The following is a 17,152-nucleotide window of genomic DNA, read 5'->3' on the forward strand; positions in this document are numbered from 1 at the left end:
CGTACGACGTACTCAGTTTTTTGCCGCGGGCATCTAAGCTGGTCTCCATGACGAGCGGTACGGGCAGTGCGAGTGGTGCGGGCGGCACGGAGACCAGCGGCAGCGGCGACATCGTGCGCACGCTCGAACTGCTGTGGGACACCGGTCGGCGCCCCAGCCGCGGGCCCAAGCCCGGCCTGACGCTCGACCGGATCGTGGAAGCGGCTGTCCACGTCGCGGACACCGAGGGCCTGGAGGCGCTGTCCATGCGCCGGGTCGCCACCGAACTCGGCACCGGCGCCATGTCGCTGTACCGCTACGTCCCCGGCAAGGCCGAGCTGCTCGACCTCATGCTCGACCGCGTCCAGCGACCCGGCGACCCGGCCGAACTCGGCGACGGCGGCTGGCGCGCGGCCCTGGAGGCCATGGCGCGCGGCACCCTCGCCCTCTACCGCCGCCACCCGTGGCTGCTCCGGATCAACCAGAGCCGCCCGCTCCTCGGCCCGAGCACCCTGGACGGCATGGAGCTGGTGCTCTCCCGCATCCGCCCCATGGGCCTGACCGACGCCGAGCTGGTCTCGGCGGTCGTCATGGTCGACGGGTACGTCGTCGGCGCCGCGCGCACCCAGGTGTACCAGGAGGAGGCGGAACTGAAGTCGGGTCGGACCACCGCCGAGTTCTACGCCGCCCAGGCCCCCTTCCTGGAGAAGATCATGACCACCGGCCGCTATCCCGTCCTCGCGTCCCTCGCCGAGGACACCTGGAGCCCCGACTTCGACCACTTCGAGTTCGGACTCCAGCGGATCCTGGACGGCCTGGAGGTGCTGGTGGAGCGGCGGCGGCGCGAGGACACCGCCCCCTAGGCCGGCCTCAGCGGCGCCGGAACAAGCGCCGGAAGCCGAACAGCGCGACGCACACGACGGCCACGGCGGCGGCGCCCAGCTTCACGTTCCCGCTCGCCCCCTCACCGCCGTCACCGTCGCCCGAGGCCGCCGAAGTCCCCTTCCCGGAGGGCGACTTCGAGGACTCCTCGGCGCCGGGCGCGTCCTCCGCCCGTACACCGCTGCCGGTGCCCTCGGTCCCGTACATCAGCTTCGAGCCGTCGGCCGAGTACGTCACGGACTCACCCTGCTGCTGCAACGGCACGTCGAGCCGCTCCAGCCGCTTGGGCCTGCCGTCGTTCCAGTCGTAGAGGATGCCGCCGAAGTAGCCCCGGACGGCGAGTCGCCGGCCGTCCGGGGAGAGGGCGGCGTCGGTGGCCCACAGGTCGATGGGGGTGACGGGGCTGAAGACGTTCGTGCCGGAGGCGGAGAGCGTGGCGGGGCCCTCGTACAGGTGCCCGCCGTCCTCCTGCTTGTCGATGAGGTAGACGCGCCCGGTGGTGGGGTGCACGACGAGCGACTCGGCGTCGCGGGAGCCGTCCGCGTACCTCACCACGTACTGGGTGGCGCGGACCGTCCGGTCCTTGAGCGTCGTGGGCTCGGGCAGCCGGTAGACCCATACGTAGGGCCACTGGACGCCGTCGTTGTCGCCGATGTCACCGACGTAGATCTGGTTGTCCGGGCCGATGGCGATCGCCTCGACGTCGCGCGGGGTGCCCACGCCGGTCATGGTGATCCTCGCGACCGTCCTGCCGGTGGCGCTGTCGACGGCGTAGAGGAAGGCGCCGGTGTCCTGGTCGTTGTGGGTCCAGTAGACGCCGGGGTGTTGGCGGGAGGCGGCCAGGCCGCTGGACTCGGTGATGCGGGAGTCCTCGATCGTGAAGCTCGGGTCTCCGTCGGCGGCGGAGGCGGGCGCCGCTTGGGCGGCCACGAGCAGGGCCCCGGCAAGGAGGGCGAACGGTCGGCGCATGCCCCAAGCCTGCCACCCCACCCGCGTTTTCCGGCGTGGTGGCAGGCCTCACACCCCACACGTCACCGTGATCCCCCATGATGAGCGGATGCTCAGGTTCATGCCCGTCGGTGACTCGATGACGATCGGCAGCGCCGGTGAACACACCTGGCGTTACCGGATGTGGCAGCACCTGTGCGCGACCTACGGCGGCCCCTTCACGCTCGTCGGCCCCCGCGAGACGCTGTACGACAAGGCGGCGGACGCCCCCACGTCGTACGCGTACGCCGAGCCCGGGTTCCCCCGTCATCACCTGGCCGGCTGGGGCGAGGGCTGGCAGCACATGGCGCCGCTGATCGGCGAGGCGGTGCGCGGGAGCCGGGCCGACGTCCTGCTGGTCTCCCTGGGCCTGATCGACCTCGGCTTCTACACGAACGCCGAGCAGACGGCGGAGAACGTCCGCGCCTTCATCGCCGCGGCCCGGGCGGCGAACCCGCGGGTGGGCATGGTCCTCCTCCCCGTCATCCCCAACATCCGCGCCACGGCCGACGCGCCCTTCGCCGTCCAGGTCGCCCGCTTCAACGAGCTCCTGGCGAAGACGGCCGCCGACCTCGACGAACCCGCCTCGCCCCTCCTGCTGGCCTCGGTTCCGGAGTCGTACGACATCCACACCGACACCTACGACGGCACCCACCCCAACGCGAGCGGCGAGCACAAGCTGGCGGCCGCCTTCGCCGAGGCGATGCACCAGGGCTGGGACGTGGGCGGGCCGTACGAGCCGGCCTGAGCTGCCAGAGGCGCACAACGGGAGCGCGCGGCGCGGTGAGTGCGGCGGGAGCGCGCGGCGCGGTGAGTGCGCCGTGTGACGTGGTCACCGTGCGTATCGTTGTACCGCGCGGCTGTGCTCGTCGATGGGACAGCCGGGGAGGAGCGCCACGATGACCGTCCTTGACGACAGGATCGCGATGGCCGAGAGCGACAACACGAGCACGCTCGACGAGATGTTCGAGCGACTCGAGAAGATGCCCGTCCCCGAGGGATACAAGGTCGAGATCGTCGAGGGGACCGTCTACATGTCGCCGCAGCGGGACACCCACTGGGAGATCATCCTGGACTTCGTCGAGCAACTGCGGACCAAGTACCCGCGCACGCGCGTGAAGTCCGACGTGCGCATCGACTACCCGGGTCACCTCAACGGGTTCGCGACCGACGTGACCGTGATGGCCGAGGGTGCCGCCAGGACGCAGGACGGCCACTGGCGCCACGAGGACGTGGAATTCGTCGCCGAGGTGATCTCCAAGGGGACCGCCGCCAACGACTACGGGCCCAAGAAGACCGCGTACGCCACCGCGGAGGTCCCCGTGTACGTCATCGCCGACCCCTACCAGGGGCGGTGCCACGTCTACACCGACCCCAAGGAAGGCGATTACCAGATCGAGACCACGGTCGCCTTCGGCAAGGACCTGGACCTCACCGGCACCGTCGTCGGCCTGACCCTCACCACCGACGAGTTCCCCCGCGACTGACCGGAACCGCTTGCATGGAGCGCACTCCAAGCCGTTGGCTTGGCAGTCATGAAGTACACGCAGCTGGGACGCACCGGCCTCAAGGTCAGCCGACTGGTCCTCGGGACCATGAACTTCGGACCGCAGACGGACGAGGCCGACAGTCACGCGATCATGGACGCGGCGCTGGACGCCGGCATCAACTTCTTCGACACCGCGAACGTGTACGGCTGGGGTGAGAACAAGGGCCGTACCGAGAAGATCATCGGCAGCTGGTTCGCGAAGGGCGGCGAGCGCCGCGACAAGGTGGTCCTCGCCACCAAGGTGTACGCGAACATGGCGGCGGACGACAACGCCTGGCCCAACCACGACAAGCTGTCCGCCCTCAACATCCGGCGGGCCGTCGACGCGTCGCTCAAGCGGCTGGGGACCGACTACATCGACCTCTACCAGTTCCACCACATCGACCGCGACACCCCGTTCGAGGAGATCTGGCAGGCCATCGACGTCCTCGTCCAGCAGGGCAAGATCCTCTACGCCGGCTCCTCCAACTTCCCCGGCTACAAGATCGCCCAGGCCAACGAGGCCGCCGCCCGGCGCGGATCGTACGGCCTGGTCAGCGAGCAGTGCCTGTACAACCTGGCCGAGCGGCGCGCCGAGATGGAGGTGATCCCGGCCGCACAGGACTACGGCCTCGGGGTGATCCCCTGGTCGCCGCTGCACGGCGGGCTGCTCGGCGGCGTCCTCAAGAAGGAGACCGAGGGCGGGCGCCGCGCCTCCGGACGGGCCGCCGACTCCCTCGCCGACCCCGCCGTCCGCGCCCAGGTCCAGGCCTACGAGGACCTCCTCGACAAGCACGGGCTGGAGCCCGGCGAGGCCGCGCTGGCCTGGCTGCTCACCCGGCCCGGCGTGACCGGCCCGATCGTCGGCCCGCGCACCGCCGGGCAGCTCGACTCCGCCCTGCGCGCGGCCGAACTGGAGCTGAGCGAGGACGTGCTGGCCGGCCTCGACGAGATCTTCCCGGGTCCGGGCCCCTCTCCGGAGGCCTTCGCCTGGTGACCCCGGCACCGGGTACGTCCCTCTAGGGGCGCGGGGAACCGCGCGGTCCCCCTGGGGGCGCGGGGAACCGCGCCCCCGGCCACAGCCGGCCCGCAGCCGACCGGCGACCCGTAGTTCCCCACCCCACCGGCAAAGCACCCGACCGCCGACCACGCTCGACAAGACCTCCCCGGCCCCACCCCCGGACGCCTTCCCCGGTGGCGACCGGCAGGGCTACATCCCGCCGAGGGCGCGGGGAACCGCGCATCCGGCCACAGCCGGCCCGCAGCCGCTGGGCGACCCGCAGTTCCCCGGCTCCACCGGCGGAGCGCCTCCGCTACTTTCCGAGCGCCGCCGCCACCGCCACGACGACGAACATCAACACGAGCACGGCGGCCATGATCTGGTTACGGGTTTTCGGGTCCACGCTTCGAGACTAACCGGCCCCGCCGAGCGTCCAGCGGGCGACCGCCTCGTAACGGGGCTGCTCCCCCGGCACCCCGGAGCGCGGCAGGTCGCTGCGGACCAGCACCAGCTCCTCCACCGTCCACGTCCGGCCGGCGAAGGCGGCCAGGGCCTCGACGTACGGCCGCGCGTCCACCGCGTCCCGGCTGCGGGCCAGCGTCAGGTGGGCCTTGTAGCGGCGGTGCTCCCCCATGTCCAGGCCGGCCTTGCGCGCCGCCGCCTCCGCCCGGTCGGCCAGCAGCCGCAGCGCCGCCACCTCCCCGGCCGCCCCGGCCCACAGCGCCCGCCCGTGCCCGAACTGCCCCCCGCCGCGCAACGCCAGCGCGAAGGGCGCGCTGCGGTGCGCGGCCCGCTCCAGCCGCGCCGACAGCTCCGGTACGACGTCCTCGTCGACCTCCCCGTAGAAGGCGAGCGTGAAGTGCCAGCCGGGGCGGCCGGTCCAGCGCAGCCCGTCCGCCCCGGGCAGCTTCCTCAACCGGGCGACCTCGGCGGCGAGTTCGTTGGCCACAGGCGCGGGCGGCAGGACGGCGGCGAAGAGTCTCATGCCCTCGATTTTCCCGGCGGACGCGCCCGCCCGCCCGGCATGATGACGTCATGGAGATCACCATCAGAGAAGGCGGCCCGGAGGACCTCCCCGTGATCCTCGGCATGCTGGACAGCAGTGTGGAGTGGCTGGTCTCACAGGGGCGCACCGGCCAGTGGGGGACCACTCCCCTGTCGGAGAACCCGAAGGTGGTGGAGTCGGTCCTCCGGTACATGGACGAGGGCAGCGCGTTCGTCGCCGAGGCCGACGGCGTACCGGCCGCCACCCTCACCCTCGACGGCGCGCCCGGCGCCTACCTGTCCCACCTCCCGCCGCCCGGCGAGCCCGAGCGGTACATCCACTGGCTCGCCTCCGACCGCCGCTTCAAGGGACTCGGCGTGGGCGGTGTCCTGCTCGAACACGCCGCCGAGGTGACCCGGCGGGCGGGCGTGGGCCTGCTGCGGGTGGACTGTTACGCGGGCGGCGACCGCAAGCTCGTCGCCTATTACGAGAGCCACGGCTTCACGCCCACGCAGACGTACACCGTCGGCGAGAACGACTGGCCGGGGCAGGTGCTGGCCCGGCGGGTGTGAGGTCCCGCCGGTCAGGCCGCCGCGGCCAGTTCCTCACGCCGCTCCCGCGGCACGAACCGCACCGTCGGATGCCCGTGCCGCCAGCCCACCGACAGCCGCAGGCCGCCGACGCGGGCCAGGAGCAGGCCGATGGTGACGGCCGCGGCGGCGGAGACCGCGCCGCCCACCGCGAGCCCGGCCCGGACGCCGTACGCGTCCGTGATCCAGCCGGCGATCGGCGCGCCCACCGGGGAGCCGCCCAGGAAGACCATCATGTACAGGGCCATGACACGGCCGCGCATGGCCGGGTCGGTGCCCATCTGGATGCTGGTGTTGGCGGTGACGTTGACCGTCATGCCGAACATCCCGATCGGGGCCATGAGCAGGGCGAACAGCCAGAGCGAGGGCGCCGTCGCCGCCACCAGCTCCACCACGCCGAACGCCACCGCCGCCGCGATCAGCACCCGCATCCGGGCCGTGCCGCGCCGGGCCGCCAGCAGCGCGCCGACCAGCGAGCCCACCGCCATCAGCGTGTTGAAGAGGCTGTAGGAGCCCGCGCCCGCGTGGAAGACGTCGTCGGCGAAGGCGGAGAGGTAGACGGGGAAGTTGAAGCCGAAGGTGCCGACGAAGCCGACCAGGACGATCGGCCAGATCAGGTCCGGGCGCCCGGCCACGTACCGCAGCCCCTCCCGCAGCTGGCCCTTGCCGCGCGGGGCGCGCTCGACGACGTGCAGCTCCCGCGCCCGCATCAGCAGCAGGCCGGCGATGGGCGCGACGAACGACAGGCCGTTGACGAGGAACGCCCATCCGGTGCCCACGCCGGTGATCATCAGACCGGCGACGGCGGGGCCGACCAGGCGGGCGGACTGGAAGTTGGCGGAGTTGAGGCTGACCGCGTTCTGCAACTGGTCCGGGCCGACCATCTCGGAGACGAAGGACTGGCGGGCCGGGTTGTCGACGACGGTCGCCAGACCGACGGCGAAGGCGGCGACGTAGACGTGCCAGACCTCGACGTGTCCGGAGAGGGTGAGCAGCGCGAGCGCGATGCCGGTGACGGCCATCGAGGACTGGGTGACCAGCAGGGCGCGGCGCTTGGGCAGACGGTCGACGAGGACGCCGCCGTACAGGCCGAACAGCAGCATCGGCAGGAACTGCAGGGCCGTCGTGACGCCGACGGCGGTGGCGGAGCCGGTGAGGCTGAGCACCAGCCAGTCCTGGGCGATGCGCTGCATCCAGGTGCCGATGTTGGAGACGACCTGGCCGGCGAAGAACAGGCGGTAGTTCCTGACCTTCAGCGAGCTGAACATCGAGGACCTGCGGGTGTCCCCGGACAGGCCGGGGGGAGAGTCGTGGGTGGTCGGTGCGGGGGCGGAGTCTGCTCCGGGTCCCGTACTCAAAAGGGTTCGCCTCCTCGTGAACTGCCTACAGGTGTGCGAGCTTCTCCAGCACGGGGGCGGCGGCGCGCAGTGCGGCCCACTCGTCCTCGTCGAGGCCGTCGACCAGGGAGGCCAGGAACGCGTTCCGCTTGCGGCGGCTCTCCTCGAGCATGGTCTCGGCCTGCTCGGTCTTGGTGACGACCTTCTGGCGCCGGTCCTCCGGGTGCGGCTCCAGCCGGACCAGGCCCTTGGCCTCCAGCAGCGCGACGATGCGGGTCATCGAGGGTGGCTGCACATGCTCCTTGCGGGCGAGCTCACCAGGGGTGGCACTGCCGCACAGGGAGAGGGTGCCGAGCACCGACATCTCGGTCGGGCTCAGCGACTCGTCGACCCGCTGGTGCTTGAGCCGACGGGACAACCGCATCACAGCGGATCGCAGCGAGTTCACGGCGGCAGCGTCGTCGCCATGGGTAAGGTCCGGCATGTTCTTTAGCGTAACTCATTACCCTCGCTAAAGACCAGTGGGGGCAGGCCCGATGCCCGTGACGCCCGACACGGAACCGCGAGGACGCCCCGATATCACTCATACGGGTGATACGCCCGGGGAAGGCCACCCGCCACCCCGAACCGTGCCGCGACCCTCATACGCATGGGGACCAGCGTGCTCAGCCTGCGCATAGACCACGAACTGCTCGAACGGCTCCGGCACCACGCCGCCAAACGAGGAATGAGCGTCCAGGACTATGTCGTCCGGACGCTCATTCGCGATGACTTCGACGAGCGGTTCCAGACCGCCGTCGAGGAGACGGAGAAGTTCTACGGGCTCACCTGAGGCACCCCGGCGGGGGCCCCATGCGTGAGGCACCCCGGGGGACTCAGGTCAGGCCCAGGGCCGGCATCAGGTAGTAGAAGGCGAACACGGCGGAGACCACGTACATCGGCGCCGGCACCTCCCGGCCGCGCCCGGCGGCCAGGCGCAGGACCGCGAAGGTGATGAAGCCCATGCCGATGCCGTTGGTGATCGAGTAGGTGAACGGCATCATCACCATCGTGACGAAGGCCGGGATGGCGATGGTGTGGTCGGCCCAGTCGATCTCCCGGACCGAGTTCGCCAGGATCAGGAAGCCGACGGCCAGCAGGGCCGGGGTGGCCGCCTGGGACGGGACCATCGTGGCGACGGGGGTCAGGAAGAGGGCGACGGTGAACAGGCCGCCGGTGACGAGGTTCGCGAAGCCGGTGCGGGCGCCCTCGCCGACGCCGGCCGTGGACTCCACGAAGGCGGTGGTGGCGGAGGAGGAACCGGCGCCACCGGCGGCGACGGCGAGACCGTCGACGAAGAGGACCTTGTTGATGCCGGGCATCTGACCCTGCGCGTCGGTCAGCTTGGCCTCGTCGCTGACGCCCATGATCGTGCCCATCGCGTCGAAGAAGCACGACAGCAGGACCGTGAAGACGAACAGGACGCCGGTCAGCACGCCGACCTTGGCGAACCCGCCGAACAGGCTGACCTCGCCGAGCAGCCCGAAGTCGGGGGTGGCGACGGGGTTGCCGGGCCACTCGGGGGTGGTCAGTCCCCAGCTCGGCACCTTGGCGACGGCGTTGACGACCAGCGCCAGGGCGGTCATGGCGACGATCGAGATCAGGATCGCGCCGGGCACCTTGCGCACGATCAGCGCGAGCGTCAGCAGCGCGCCCAGGACGAAGACGAGCACCGGCCAGCCGGTGAGGTGACCGCCACCGCCGAGCTGGAGCGGGACGGTCGTCCGGGCGGCGTCCGGCATACGGGTGACGAACCCGGAGTCCACGAGCCCGATCAGCATGATGAACAGGCCGATACCGATGGAGATCGCCTTGCGCAGCCCGAACGGCACGGCGTTCATGACGCGCTCGCGCAGGCCGGTGGCGACCAGCAGCATGACCGCGAAGCCCGCCAGCACCACCATGCCCATCGCGTCCGGCCAGGCCATACGGGGCGCGAGCTGGAGCGCGACGACGGAGTTCACGCCGAGACCGGCGGCCAGCGCGATCGGCACGTTGCCGATGACGCCCATCAGCAGCGTCGTGAACGCCGCGGTCACGCAGGTCGCGGTGACCAACTGGCCGTTGTCGAGCTGGTGCCCGTACATGTCCTTCGCGCTGCCCAGGATGATCGGGTTCAGCACGATGATGTACGCCATCGCGAAGAAGGTGGCGAAACCGCCACGGACCTCACGGGCCAGGGTGCTGCCCCGCTCGGAGATCCGGAAGTAGCGGTCGAGAGCGCCCTGGGCGGGCGCGCCGCCCGGCTCTTCGGGCGCGGGAACCTTGGCGGGGGCCGAGGTGGACATTGGCGATTCCTACGAACAGAAATGGTCAAAGACAAACGGTTTCAGTATGAACACATAAATGTACGGGACACCATCTCCGCGCGTAGACCCGTTCGCCTCGTAGGCTGTCCCCCATGGCGAAGTGGACCCCAACGCACGAGGCGCCGGAGCCCCTGGAGGGCCCCGTGGTCGCCACCATCACCGGCGGCACGATCCTCTGGTTCGCCCTCTTCCTCGTGCAGCTGCCCTTCTACGGCTGGTTCGACGACCACGGCCACCTGTGGTGGCTGTGGACCTGCCTGGCGGGCGGCGGCCTCGGCCTCATCGGGATCTGGTACGTCCGCAAGAGGGACGCGGCGCTCCGGCGGGCCGCGGACGCCGAGGAGGCCGGCGCGCCCCAGTAGGCGACGCGTAGTCCCACCGCACGACGTCCCGCCCCCCTCCGTCCTCCCCTGGTCGGATCTTCCGGGCATCCGGCGGGTGAACGCCCCAATCCGCACGTACCGTCGATTCCATGACCCATACCGACGCCGCCGCCCCCGCCCCGGCCTCCACGGCGACCGGGCTCACCACCGCCGAGGTCGCGGAGCGTGTCGCACGCGGTCAGGTCAACGACGTTCCGGTCCGCAGCAGTCGCGGCGTCGGCGAGATCGTCCGGGCGAACGTCTTCACCCGCTTCAACGCGATCATCGGCGTGCTCTGGCTGATCATGCTGGTGGTCGCGCCGATCCAGGACAGCCTCTTCGGGTTCGTGATCCTCGCCAACACCGGCATCGGCATCATCCAGGAGTGGCGGGCGAAGAAGACCCTCGACTCCCTGGCCGTGATCGGCGAGGCCCGGCCGACCGTCCGCCGGGACGGAATCGCCGTCGAGGTCAGCACCTCCGCCCTGGTCCTGGACGACCTCATCGAGATCGGCCCCGGGGACAAGATCGTCGTGGACGGCGTCTGCGTCGAGGCCGACAGCCTCGAGATCGACGAGTCCCTGCTGACCGGCGAGTCCGACCCCGTCGTCAAACACCCCGGCGACGCGGTCATGTCCGGCAGCTTCGTCGTCGCCGGCGGCGGCGCCTTCCGGGCCACGAAGGTCGGCCGCGAGGCCTACGCCGCCCAGCTCGCGGAGGAGGCCTCCCGCTTCACCCTCGTCCACTCCGAGCTGCGCTCCGGCATCTCCACGATCCTCAAGTACGTGACCTGGATGATGATCCCGGCCGCGGTCGGCCTGGTCATCACCCAGCTCTTCGTCAAGCAGAACGACCTCGGGGACTCCGTCGCCCGCACGGTCGGCGGCATCGTCCCGATGGTCCCGGAGGGCCTCGTCCTCCTCACCTCGGTCGCCTTCGCCATCGGCGTCATCCGGCTCGGCCGCAAGCAGTGCCTCGTCCAGGAACTCCCGGCCATCGAGGGCCTCGCCCGCGTCGACACCGTCTGCCTGGACAAGACCGGCACCCTCACCGAGGGCGGCATGGACGTCACCGAGGTCCGCTCCCTCAACGGCTGCGACGAGACCTACGTACGGCAGGTCCTCGGCGCGCTCGGCGAGTCGGACCCGCGCCCCAACGCCTCCCTCCAGGCCATCATCGACGCCTTCCCCGACGCCGACGACTGGCGCTGCACCATGTCGCTGCCCTTCTCCTCCGCCCGCAAGTACAGCGGCGCCACCTTCAGCGAGGGCGACGGCGAGACCAGTACCTGGCTGCTCGGCGCCCCCGACGTCCTGCTGACCGCGGACGACCCCGCCCTCGCCGAGACCGAGCGGCTCAACGAGCAGGGCCTGCGGGTGCTGCTGCTCGCCCGCGCCGCCCGTGACCTCGACGACCCCGAGGTCGCCCGCGGCGCCGGCGCCACCGCCCTCGTCGTCCTGGAGCAGCGGCTGCGCCCGGACGCCGCCGACACCCTGCGCTACTTCGCCGAGCAGAACGTCCACGCCAAGGTCATCTCCGGCGACAACGCGGTGTCGGTCGGCGCCGTGGCCGCCAAGCTCGGCCTGGACGCCCGTACGGTCGACGCGCGCCGGCTGCCCGCCGGGCGGGACGACATGGGCCGGGCCCTCGACGAGGCCACCGTGTTCGGCCGGGTCACCCCGCAGCAGAAGCGGGACATGGTCGGCGCCCTCCAGTCCCGCGGACGCACGGTCGCGATGACCGGGGACGGCGTCAACGACGTCCTCGCGCTGAAGGACGCGGACATCGGCGTGGCGATGGGCTCCGGCTCCGAGGCGACCCGGGCGGTCGCCCAGATCGTGCTGCTGAACAACAGCTTCGCCACCCTGCCCTCGGTGGTGGCGGAGGGTCGGCGGGTCATCGGCAACATCACCCGCGTGGCGACCCTGTTCCTGGTGAAGACGGTCTACTCGGTGCTGCTGGCGCTGCTGGTGGTGTGCTGGCAAGTGGAGTACCCGTTCCTGCCCCGCCACCTGACCCTGCTGTCCACCCTCACCATCGGCGTCCCCGCCTTCTTCCTCGCCCTCGCCCCCAACAGGGAACGGGCCCGGCCCCACTTCGTGCGCCGTGTGATGCGGTACTCGATCCCGGGCGGGGTGCTGGCCGGTGCGGCGACCTTCGTGACGTATCTCCTCGCCCGCCACCACTACACGGGCGCCGGCGCGCTGGACGCCGAGACGAGCGCCGCGACCCTCACGCTGTTCCTGATCTCGATGTGGGTGCTGGCGATCATCGCCCGCCCGTACACCTGGTGGCGGGTGGCGCTGGTGGCGTCGATGGGCGCGGCGTTCCTGGTCGTGCTGGTGGTGCCGTGGTTGCAGGACTTCTTCGCGCTGAAGCTGGTCGGGGTGACGATGCCGTGGATCGCGGTGGGCATCGCGGTGGCGGCGGCGGCCGCCCTGGAGTTCCTGTGGAAGTGGGTCGACCGCCGGTTCCCCGCCTGACGGCACCGGGGCGGGGGCGCCGACCCGACCGCCGGGGACAAGGCCCGCTCCCCGCTGGTTGCGGGGAGCGGGCCTCTCACTCGAAGTCCCTCGAGGACTCCGTCACTTCACGACCAAGTCGTTTCCGGCTCAGCCGTTTCGGGACCGGGTCGCGTCAGCGCACGTCGACGAAGTCACCCGCGGCCTTGACCGCCGGGGCGGTCGTGGTGCCCACGAAGCTGTAGCGGTAGTAGCCGTCCACGCTCGCCTTGACGGTGGTGCTCAGACCGCCGGTCGAGGTGGTCTTGACGCTCTTCACCGTGCTGTAGGTGGTGGAGCCCTTCTTGCGGAACTGGAGCTGCGCGTACACGCCGGCGTAGCCGGTGTACGTGTTGCTGTCCCAGTTGGCGCGGGTCAGCCGGCCCGTGACGGTGAGGGTCTTGCCCTTCGTCACCGGCTCCGGGGAGGCGTTGACCGTCAGCTGCGACAGGCGCTGGAGGCGGGTGGTGGCCAGGGCGTCGCCCTCGGTGTAGCCGACCTTGCTCCAGTCGATGTCGTCGGCCATCGGGTCGACGTCGTTCCAGTCGATGATGTAGCCGAGCGCCTTGAAGGTGGTGGCGTCGGCGTTGGTCAGCTCCTCGGACGGATAGATGTCGACGGTGCCCTTGCAGTTGGACACGGTCGCCGAGGCGGAGGTGCAGCTCGGCCAGTCGTCGCCGAGCAGGAAGTTGTCCGGGCTGTCGTACGAACCGCGGTAGATGAGGACGTCCAGCTCGGTGTCGGCCGCGTTGAGGTCGACGTCCGCGGCGTGCGTGACCGTGAAGGTGACCGGGACGGTGACCTTGGCGGTGGGGCCGACGACGATCGGCTTGCCGTTGTTGATCTTCACGCCGGAGAACTTGGCGTCCAGCGCGTAGGGGGTGCCGGTGTCGGCGGCGTCCTCACCCGTGAAGGCGGTCTTGCCGGAGGCGGCCTGGTGCGCGGCCTGGGCAGCCTTGAAGGAGTCGGCCTTGCTCGGCGTGGTGCCGTCGGCCTGCGCGGCCGGCACGGCAAGGGCGGAGAGGGCCAGGGCGCCGCTGACGGCGGCCACAGTGGCTCGAATGCGCATGAATGTCCCAAGTGGAGAAAGGGACTCTCCGGGCGGGTGCCTCCAGAGAGCCCGATTGGACGCGAGCCTGTCGGCTCGCGGGGTCAGATTCCCGACCGGGGGAAAAGGTTGTGCGGCTCGCGAAGGTGGAGCGGTGGCTGCCGTGCGCCGTCGCCTGTCACCGTCCCCGGCGATCCTCACGGAGGCGGTACAGGTGGACGTGGTGGTGCTGACGACCTTGCAGCATGTGTTTCCCCCCAGGTCGGTGGCGCCCGCGGAACGTGTGCGTCCCGGCGGGGCCCAAGTGCTCGACGAACCGGCAGAGACTGCCGGTTCGCTGCTTGAGACTCGCGACCCCGCCCAACGGTTGCACGTTGAGGAAGGAAATGTGGGCGACGTGTGAATGACCGTCAGTCGAACCAGCGGTCCCGCGCCAACTCCTGGGTCCGCGACGGGTCCTCCAGCAGCGCCGCCACCTCGAAGCGCCGCGGCCACTGCCGCGCCGCCCAGGCCAGCCCCGCGGCGACGCCCTCCAGGGTGGCGGCGTGCAGGACACCGTCGTGGGTGAGCCGCCAGTCGATCTCCACGCCGTCGACGACGAGTTCCTCGTGCTCCACGTACGTGTCCGGGGCTTGCGCCCCGAGCAGCACCCGCACCGGTTCCGGCACGTCGTGCTCGGTTCCCTCGGAGTCGACCTCGCCCGTCACGGACTCGCTCAGCCGCCGCACCTGGAACAGCTCGGCCAGCTCGGCGGCGCGCGACGGCCGTACGGGCAGCAGCGGGACGCCCTCGGTGAACGGCAGCAGGTCGGGCGAGTCCACGACGACCGCGTCGGCCGCGTCCACGACCTCCACCCGCCCGTCGACGACGGCCCGCACCTCGTCCGGCAGGGTCACCTGCTCCGGATCCAGCTCGGCCAACGCACCGTAGAGCCCGTGCAGTTGGCCTGCGGTGACCGGCCGCTCCGGATCGGCGAGCCGGTCCAGCAGTTCGGCGGCCCCGCCCGGCTCGTCGAGGAGCGCGGCCACGGACGTCCGTACGCCCAGCGCCCGCAGCACCTGCTCGTCGTCGAAGCCGGTGGCGTCGGCCTCGTCGTACAGCCCGCGCAGCAGCGGGTCCCCGCCGGCGGCGAGCAGCCCGGCCGGGCGCCGCCCGTCGAGCACGGGGTGCCCGCGCAGCCACCAGGCCGTGTACGGCCGTACGACCTCGTGGGTGCCGTCCGGCAGCAGGATGCGCATCGGCTGGATGAGGGCGTCGCGCAGGGGCGGCCGGGCGAGCAGGGCGAGGGCCTGCGGCCAGCGGTCGTCGTCGACGAGATCGAGATCGCGCACGGCGACCAGCTCGGTGGCGACCGGCGGCACCGGACTGTCGGGGAAACGGTCCAGGACGTCCTCGCACCACACGTCCACCGCGTCGAGCAGACCGGCGTCGTCGGGCTCGGCGAAGTCGCCCTCCCGGGGCTCGAGTTCGTCGGGGTCGAGGACGACGTCGGTGGCGCGTACGAGCGCGAAGTCGGCGAGGACCCCGCACGCGGCGAGGGGCTGCTCGCCCCACCTCTCGGCCAGCTCGGCATCGACCGCGGCCAGTTCGCCCTCGCGGATGACCTGCGCGAACGGGCTGCCGGGAAGCACGAGTTCACCCGCCGGGGCCGGCTCGCCGTCCTCGTCGGGAAGGGCGAGGGCCCCCAGCCAGGGCTCGTCGCCCGGCTCCAGACCGGCATCCCGGACCAGCGCGAGGACGGTGTCGGCGAGTTCCTCCGCGTCCGGGGCGTCCTCGTCCCAGGCACCGCCGTCGTCGTCCAGGGAGGCGGCGACGGCGGCCCGCACCTGCGGGGTGGTCAGGACGGCACGCGGGGTCGCGGGCAGCGCCCCGAGCTTCTCCAGAAGCGGATGCGCGGCCTGCGCGTGGGCGACCTTGAGCCCGAGCCGGCCGAGGACGTCGGCGTCGACGCCCGCCATGTCCGGCGTGGGAAGCAGCACCTGCCGGGGCCCGATCGTCGTCCGGCCGTCGGCGAGCGGCACCGGCAGCCCGGACAGCCGGTCCGGGTCGACCCCGGCGAGGCTGTCGTACAGCCAGTACCACCACTCGGGGTCCTTCTCCAGCCCCGCCAGCCGGTCGACGGCGTCGGCGAGCGGGATCCGGGCCACGCCGAGCGTACGCAGCTCCACGCGCCGCTCCAGCCCCGCGGGCAGCAGGGTCGGCAGCACCTCCGCGAGCACCCGTACGGTGTCGGCGCCGGCCCCCTCGACGACCTCGGCGTCGCGCGGCCGCAGGGCCTCCGGCAGCTCGCTGTCGCCCTCGGCGGGCCGCACGGCGGGCGGCAGGAAGGAGGTGCGCGGCAACCGGTCGAGGATCGCCTGCCGCAGGGCCCCGTCCAGCTCGCCCTTGCCCAGCGGACCCGGCACCAGGTCGATGATCCCGGCGGTCACCGGCCGCCAGTCGGCGAGCAGTTCGGTGTACCCGTCCGCCGCCCGCTGCACGAGGAAGTCGGTGAGCGGCCCGGGCGCGGCGTGCCGCCGGGTGGTGTCGAGGGGGAAGGAGGCGATGAGCAGGGCGGGCACGCCGAGGGGCTCGTCGCTGGGCGTCGGCGCGTGCACGACGGGGCTGGTACGCGGCCGGGCGGGCGCACCGTCGGCGTCGACGGGCACGGCCCACGTCACCGACCAGTGGGGCCGCAACCGCTCCTCCACCGGCCGGTCGGCGAGCAGGTCGGCGGTGAGGCGCCCGTGACCGGCGGCGATCCGCCACCGGGTGGTCCCGTCGCGCGAGTCCTCCACGACGGTGAGGGCGCCGTCGGTGTGCCGGCGCAGGGTGCGGGGAGCGGCGTCCCCGATCTCCACCACGACCTCTTCCAGTCCCGGCAGGGCGAGCAGCAGGGCGTCGTCGACGGCGGTGAGGAGCCGCTCGGCGAGATCGGCGGCGGCGGCGTCCCGCAGCGGCAGGATGACCGCCGTGTCGTACGGCTCGGGAGCGGTGCCCTCGGCCGCGAAGGGCAGCCGCAGCAGGGGCACGTGCCCGTCCCGGCGCCGGATCTCGTCGCCCAGCCCGGGACTGTGCCGGGCGGTCTCGGAGGCCAGCACCCGGGCCTCGGCGAGGGACCAGCGGATCCCGCCGTGCCGGCCGACGACGGCGGGTTCGTCGGTGACGGCGAGCACGGCGGCGAAACCGACACCGAACCGGCCGACCGACACCTGCTGTGTGTCCCGCTTGGCGGAGGCACGCAGGGTGGCGAGCGACTCGACACCGGCGGCGTCCAACGGCGCCCCGGTGTTCGCGGCGACCAGCACCTGTCCCCGGAGGGTCAGCCGAAGCCGCCCCGGCACCCCGGCCCTGGCGGCCGCGTCGGCGGCGTTCTGCGCGAGCTCGACGACGAGCCGGTCCCGGTAACCGCCGAGGACGAGATCCTCCTCGGCGTTGGCGTCCTCCCGGAATCGAGCGGGACTGGTGGCCCAGGCGTCCAGCACTCCACGACGCAGACGCGCCGTACCGAAAGGATCCGCACCCTCAGCTGCCGGCCGCACGAACTTGCTCACGTCGGTTCACTCTCCTCATCGGCGTGAGCTCGAAGGTACCGCGCCCCGACACCCCCCATCCTCCGGCCCACC

General features: G+C 71.8%; 15 protein-coding genes. 8 read left to right on the plus strand and 7 right to left on the minus strand.

Annotated elements, in window-relative coordinates; genetic code table 11:
* Window positions 1-47: 47 nt before the first annotated feature.
* On the plus strand, window positions 48-842 hold the full coding sequence (locus ACF1A1_RS24090) for a TetR/AcrR family transcriptional regulator (protein WP_392002593.1): 795 nt from the start codon (window positions 48-50) through the stop codon (window positions 840-842).
* Window positions 843-849: 7 nt separating this feature from the next.
* Here the strand turns inward: ACF1A1_RS24090 and ACF1A1_RS24095 are convergent, their stop codons facing one another.
* Complete coding sequence (locus ACF1A1_RS24095) at window positions 850-1,830, minus strand: WD40 repeat domain-containing protein (RefSeq protein ID WP_392002595.1); 981 nt, start codon at window positions 1,828-1,830, stop codon at window positions 850-852.
* Window positions 1,831-1,918: 88 nt separating this feature from the next.
* On the opposite strand from ACF1A1_RS24095, the gene ACF1A1_RS24100 reads away from it, so the two are divergent.
* The 3 genes from ACF1A1_RS24100 (at window position 1,919) to ACF1A1_RS24110 (ending at window position 4,373) form a co-directional block, all read left to right on the plus strand.
* Complete coding sequence (locus ACF1A1_RS24100) at window positions 1,919-2,596, plus strand: GDSL-type esterase/lipase family protein (RefSeq protein ID WP_392002597.1); 678 nt, start codon at window positions 1,919-1,921, stop codon at window positions 2,594-2,596.
* 151 nt (window positions 2,597-2,747) lie between these two features.
* Window positions 2,748-3,335 (plus strand): Uma2 family endonuclease, encoded by a 588-nt coding sequence (locus tag ACF1A1_RS24105; RefSeq protein WP_392002599.1) that lies wholly within the window; start codon window positions 2,748-2,750, stop codon window positions 3,333-3,335.
* 48 nt (window positions 3,336-3,383) lie between these two features.
* Window positions 3,384-4,373, plus strand: coding sequence for an aldo/keto reductase (locus ACF1A1_RS24110; protein WP_392002601.1), 990 nt, complete (start codon window positions 3,384-3,386; stop codon window positions 4,371-4,373).
* Between the two features lie 415 nt (window positions 4,374-4,788).
* Here ACF1A1_RS24110 and thpR read toward each other — a convergent pair whose 3' ends face one another.
* Window positions 4,789-5,361, minus strand: a complete 573-nt coding sequence (gene thpR / locus ACF1A1_RS24115) for an RNA 2',3'-cyclic phosphodiesterase (RefSeq protein WP_392002603.1) — start codon at window positions 5,359-5,361, stop codon at window positions 4,789-4,791.
* Window positions 5,362-5,411: 50 nt separating this feature from the next.
* Between thpR and ACF1A1_RS24120 the strand changes: the two genes are divergently transcribed.
* Window positions 5,412-5,933, plus strand: a complete 522-nt coding sequence (locus tag ACF1A1_RS24120) for a GNAT family N-acetyltransferase (RefSeq protein ID WP_392002605.1) — start codon at window positions 5,412-5,414, stop codon at window positions 5,931-5,933.
* 11 nt (window positions 5,934-5,944) lie between these two features.
* On the opposite strand, the gene ACF1A1_RS24125 is transcribed toward ACF1A1_RS24120, so the two are convergent.
* A complete protein-coding gene (locus ACF1A1_RS24125; protein ID WP_392002607.1) occupies window positions 5,945-7,309 on the minus strand; it encodes an MFS transporter in 1,365 nt (454 codons plus the stop codon).
* 25 nt (window positions 7,310-7,334) lie between these two features.
* Window positions 7,335-7,772: a MarR family winged helix-turn-helix transcriptional regulator gene (locus ACF1A1_RS24130; protein ID WP_392002609.1), complete on the minus strand. Its 438-nt coding sequence runs from the start codon at window positions 7,770-7,772 to the stop codon at window positions 7,335-7,337.
* A gap of 165 nt (window positions 7,773-7,937) precedes the next feature.
* On the opposite strand from ACF1A1_RS24130, the gene ACF1A1_RS24135 reads away from it, so the two are divergent.
* Window positions 7,938-8,120: a ribbon-helix-helix protein, CopG family gene (locus ACF1A1_RS24135; protein WP_360334291.1), complete on the plus strand. Its 183-nt coding sequence runs from the start codon at window positions 7,938-7,940 to the stop codon at window positions 8,118-8,120.
* Window positions 8,121-8,163: 43 nt separating this feature from the next.
* Here ACF1A1_RS24135 and ACF1A1_RS24140 read toward each other — a convergent pair whose 3' ends face one another.
* On the minus strand, window positions 8,164-9,615 hold the full coding sequence (locus ACF1A1_RS24140; RefSeq protein WP_392002611.1) for an NCS2 family permease: 1,452 nt from the start codon (window positions 9,613-9,615) through the stop codon (window positions 8,164-8,166).
* Window positions 9,616-9,728: 113 nt separating this feature from the next.
* Here ACF1A1_RS24140 and ACF1A1_RS24145 point away from each other — a divergent pair, with 113 nt between their 5' ends.
* The gene (locus ACF1A1_RS24145) at window positions 9,729-9,998 is read left to right on the plus strand and encodes a DUF2530 domain-containing protein (RefSeq protein WP_392002613.1); all 270 of its coding nucleotides are present in this window, start codon (window positions 9,729-9,731) and stop codon (window positions 9,996-9,998) included.
* A 110-nt stretch (window positions 9,999-10,108) separates the two neighbouring features.
* On the plus strand, window positions 10,109-12,481 hold the full coding sequence (locus ACF1A1_RS24150; protein ID WP_392002615.1) for an HAD-IC family P-type ATPase: 2,373 nt from the start codon (window positions 10,109-10,111) through the stop codon (window positions 12,479-12,481).
* A gap of 154 nt (window positions 12,482-12,635) precedes the next feature.
* Here the strand turns inward: ACF1A1_RS24150 and ACF1A1_RS24155 are convergent, their stop codons facing one another.
* Window positions 12,636-13,568 (minus strand): hypothetical protein, encoded by a 933-nt coding sequence (locus ACF1A1_RS24155; protein ID WP_392002617.1) that lies wholly within the window; start codon window positions 13,566-13,568, stop codon window positions 12,636-12,638.
* A gap of 389 nt (window positions 13,569-13,957) precedes the next feature.
* Complete coding sequence (locus ACF1A1_RS24160) at window positions 13,958-17,080, minus strand: sacsin N-terminal ATP-binding-like domain-containing protein (protein WP_392002619.1); 3,123 nt, start codon at window positions 17,078-17,080, stop codon at window positions 13,958-13,960.
* Between the last annotated feature and the right edge of the window lie 72 nt (window positions 17,081-17,152).

The organism is Streptomyces sp. NPDC014995, from assembly GCF_043080745.1.
Classification (GTDB): domain Bacteria; phylum Actinomycetota; class Actinomycetes; order Streptomycetales; family Streptomycetaceae; genus Streptomyces.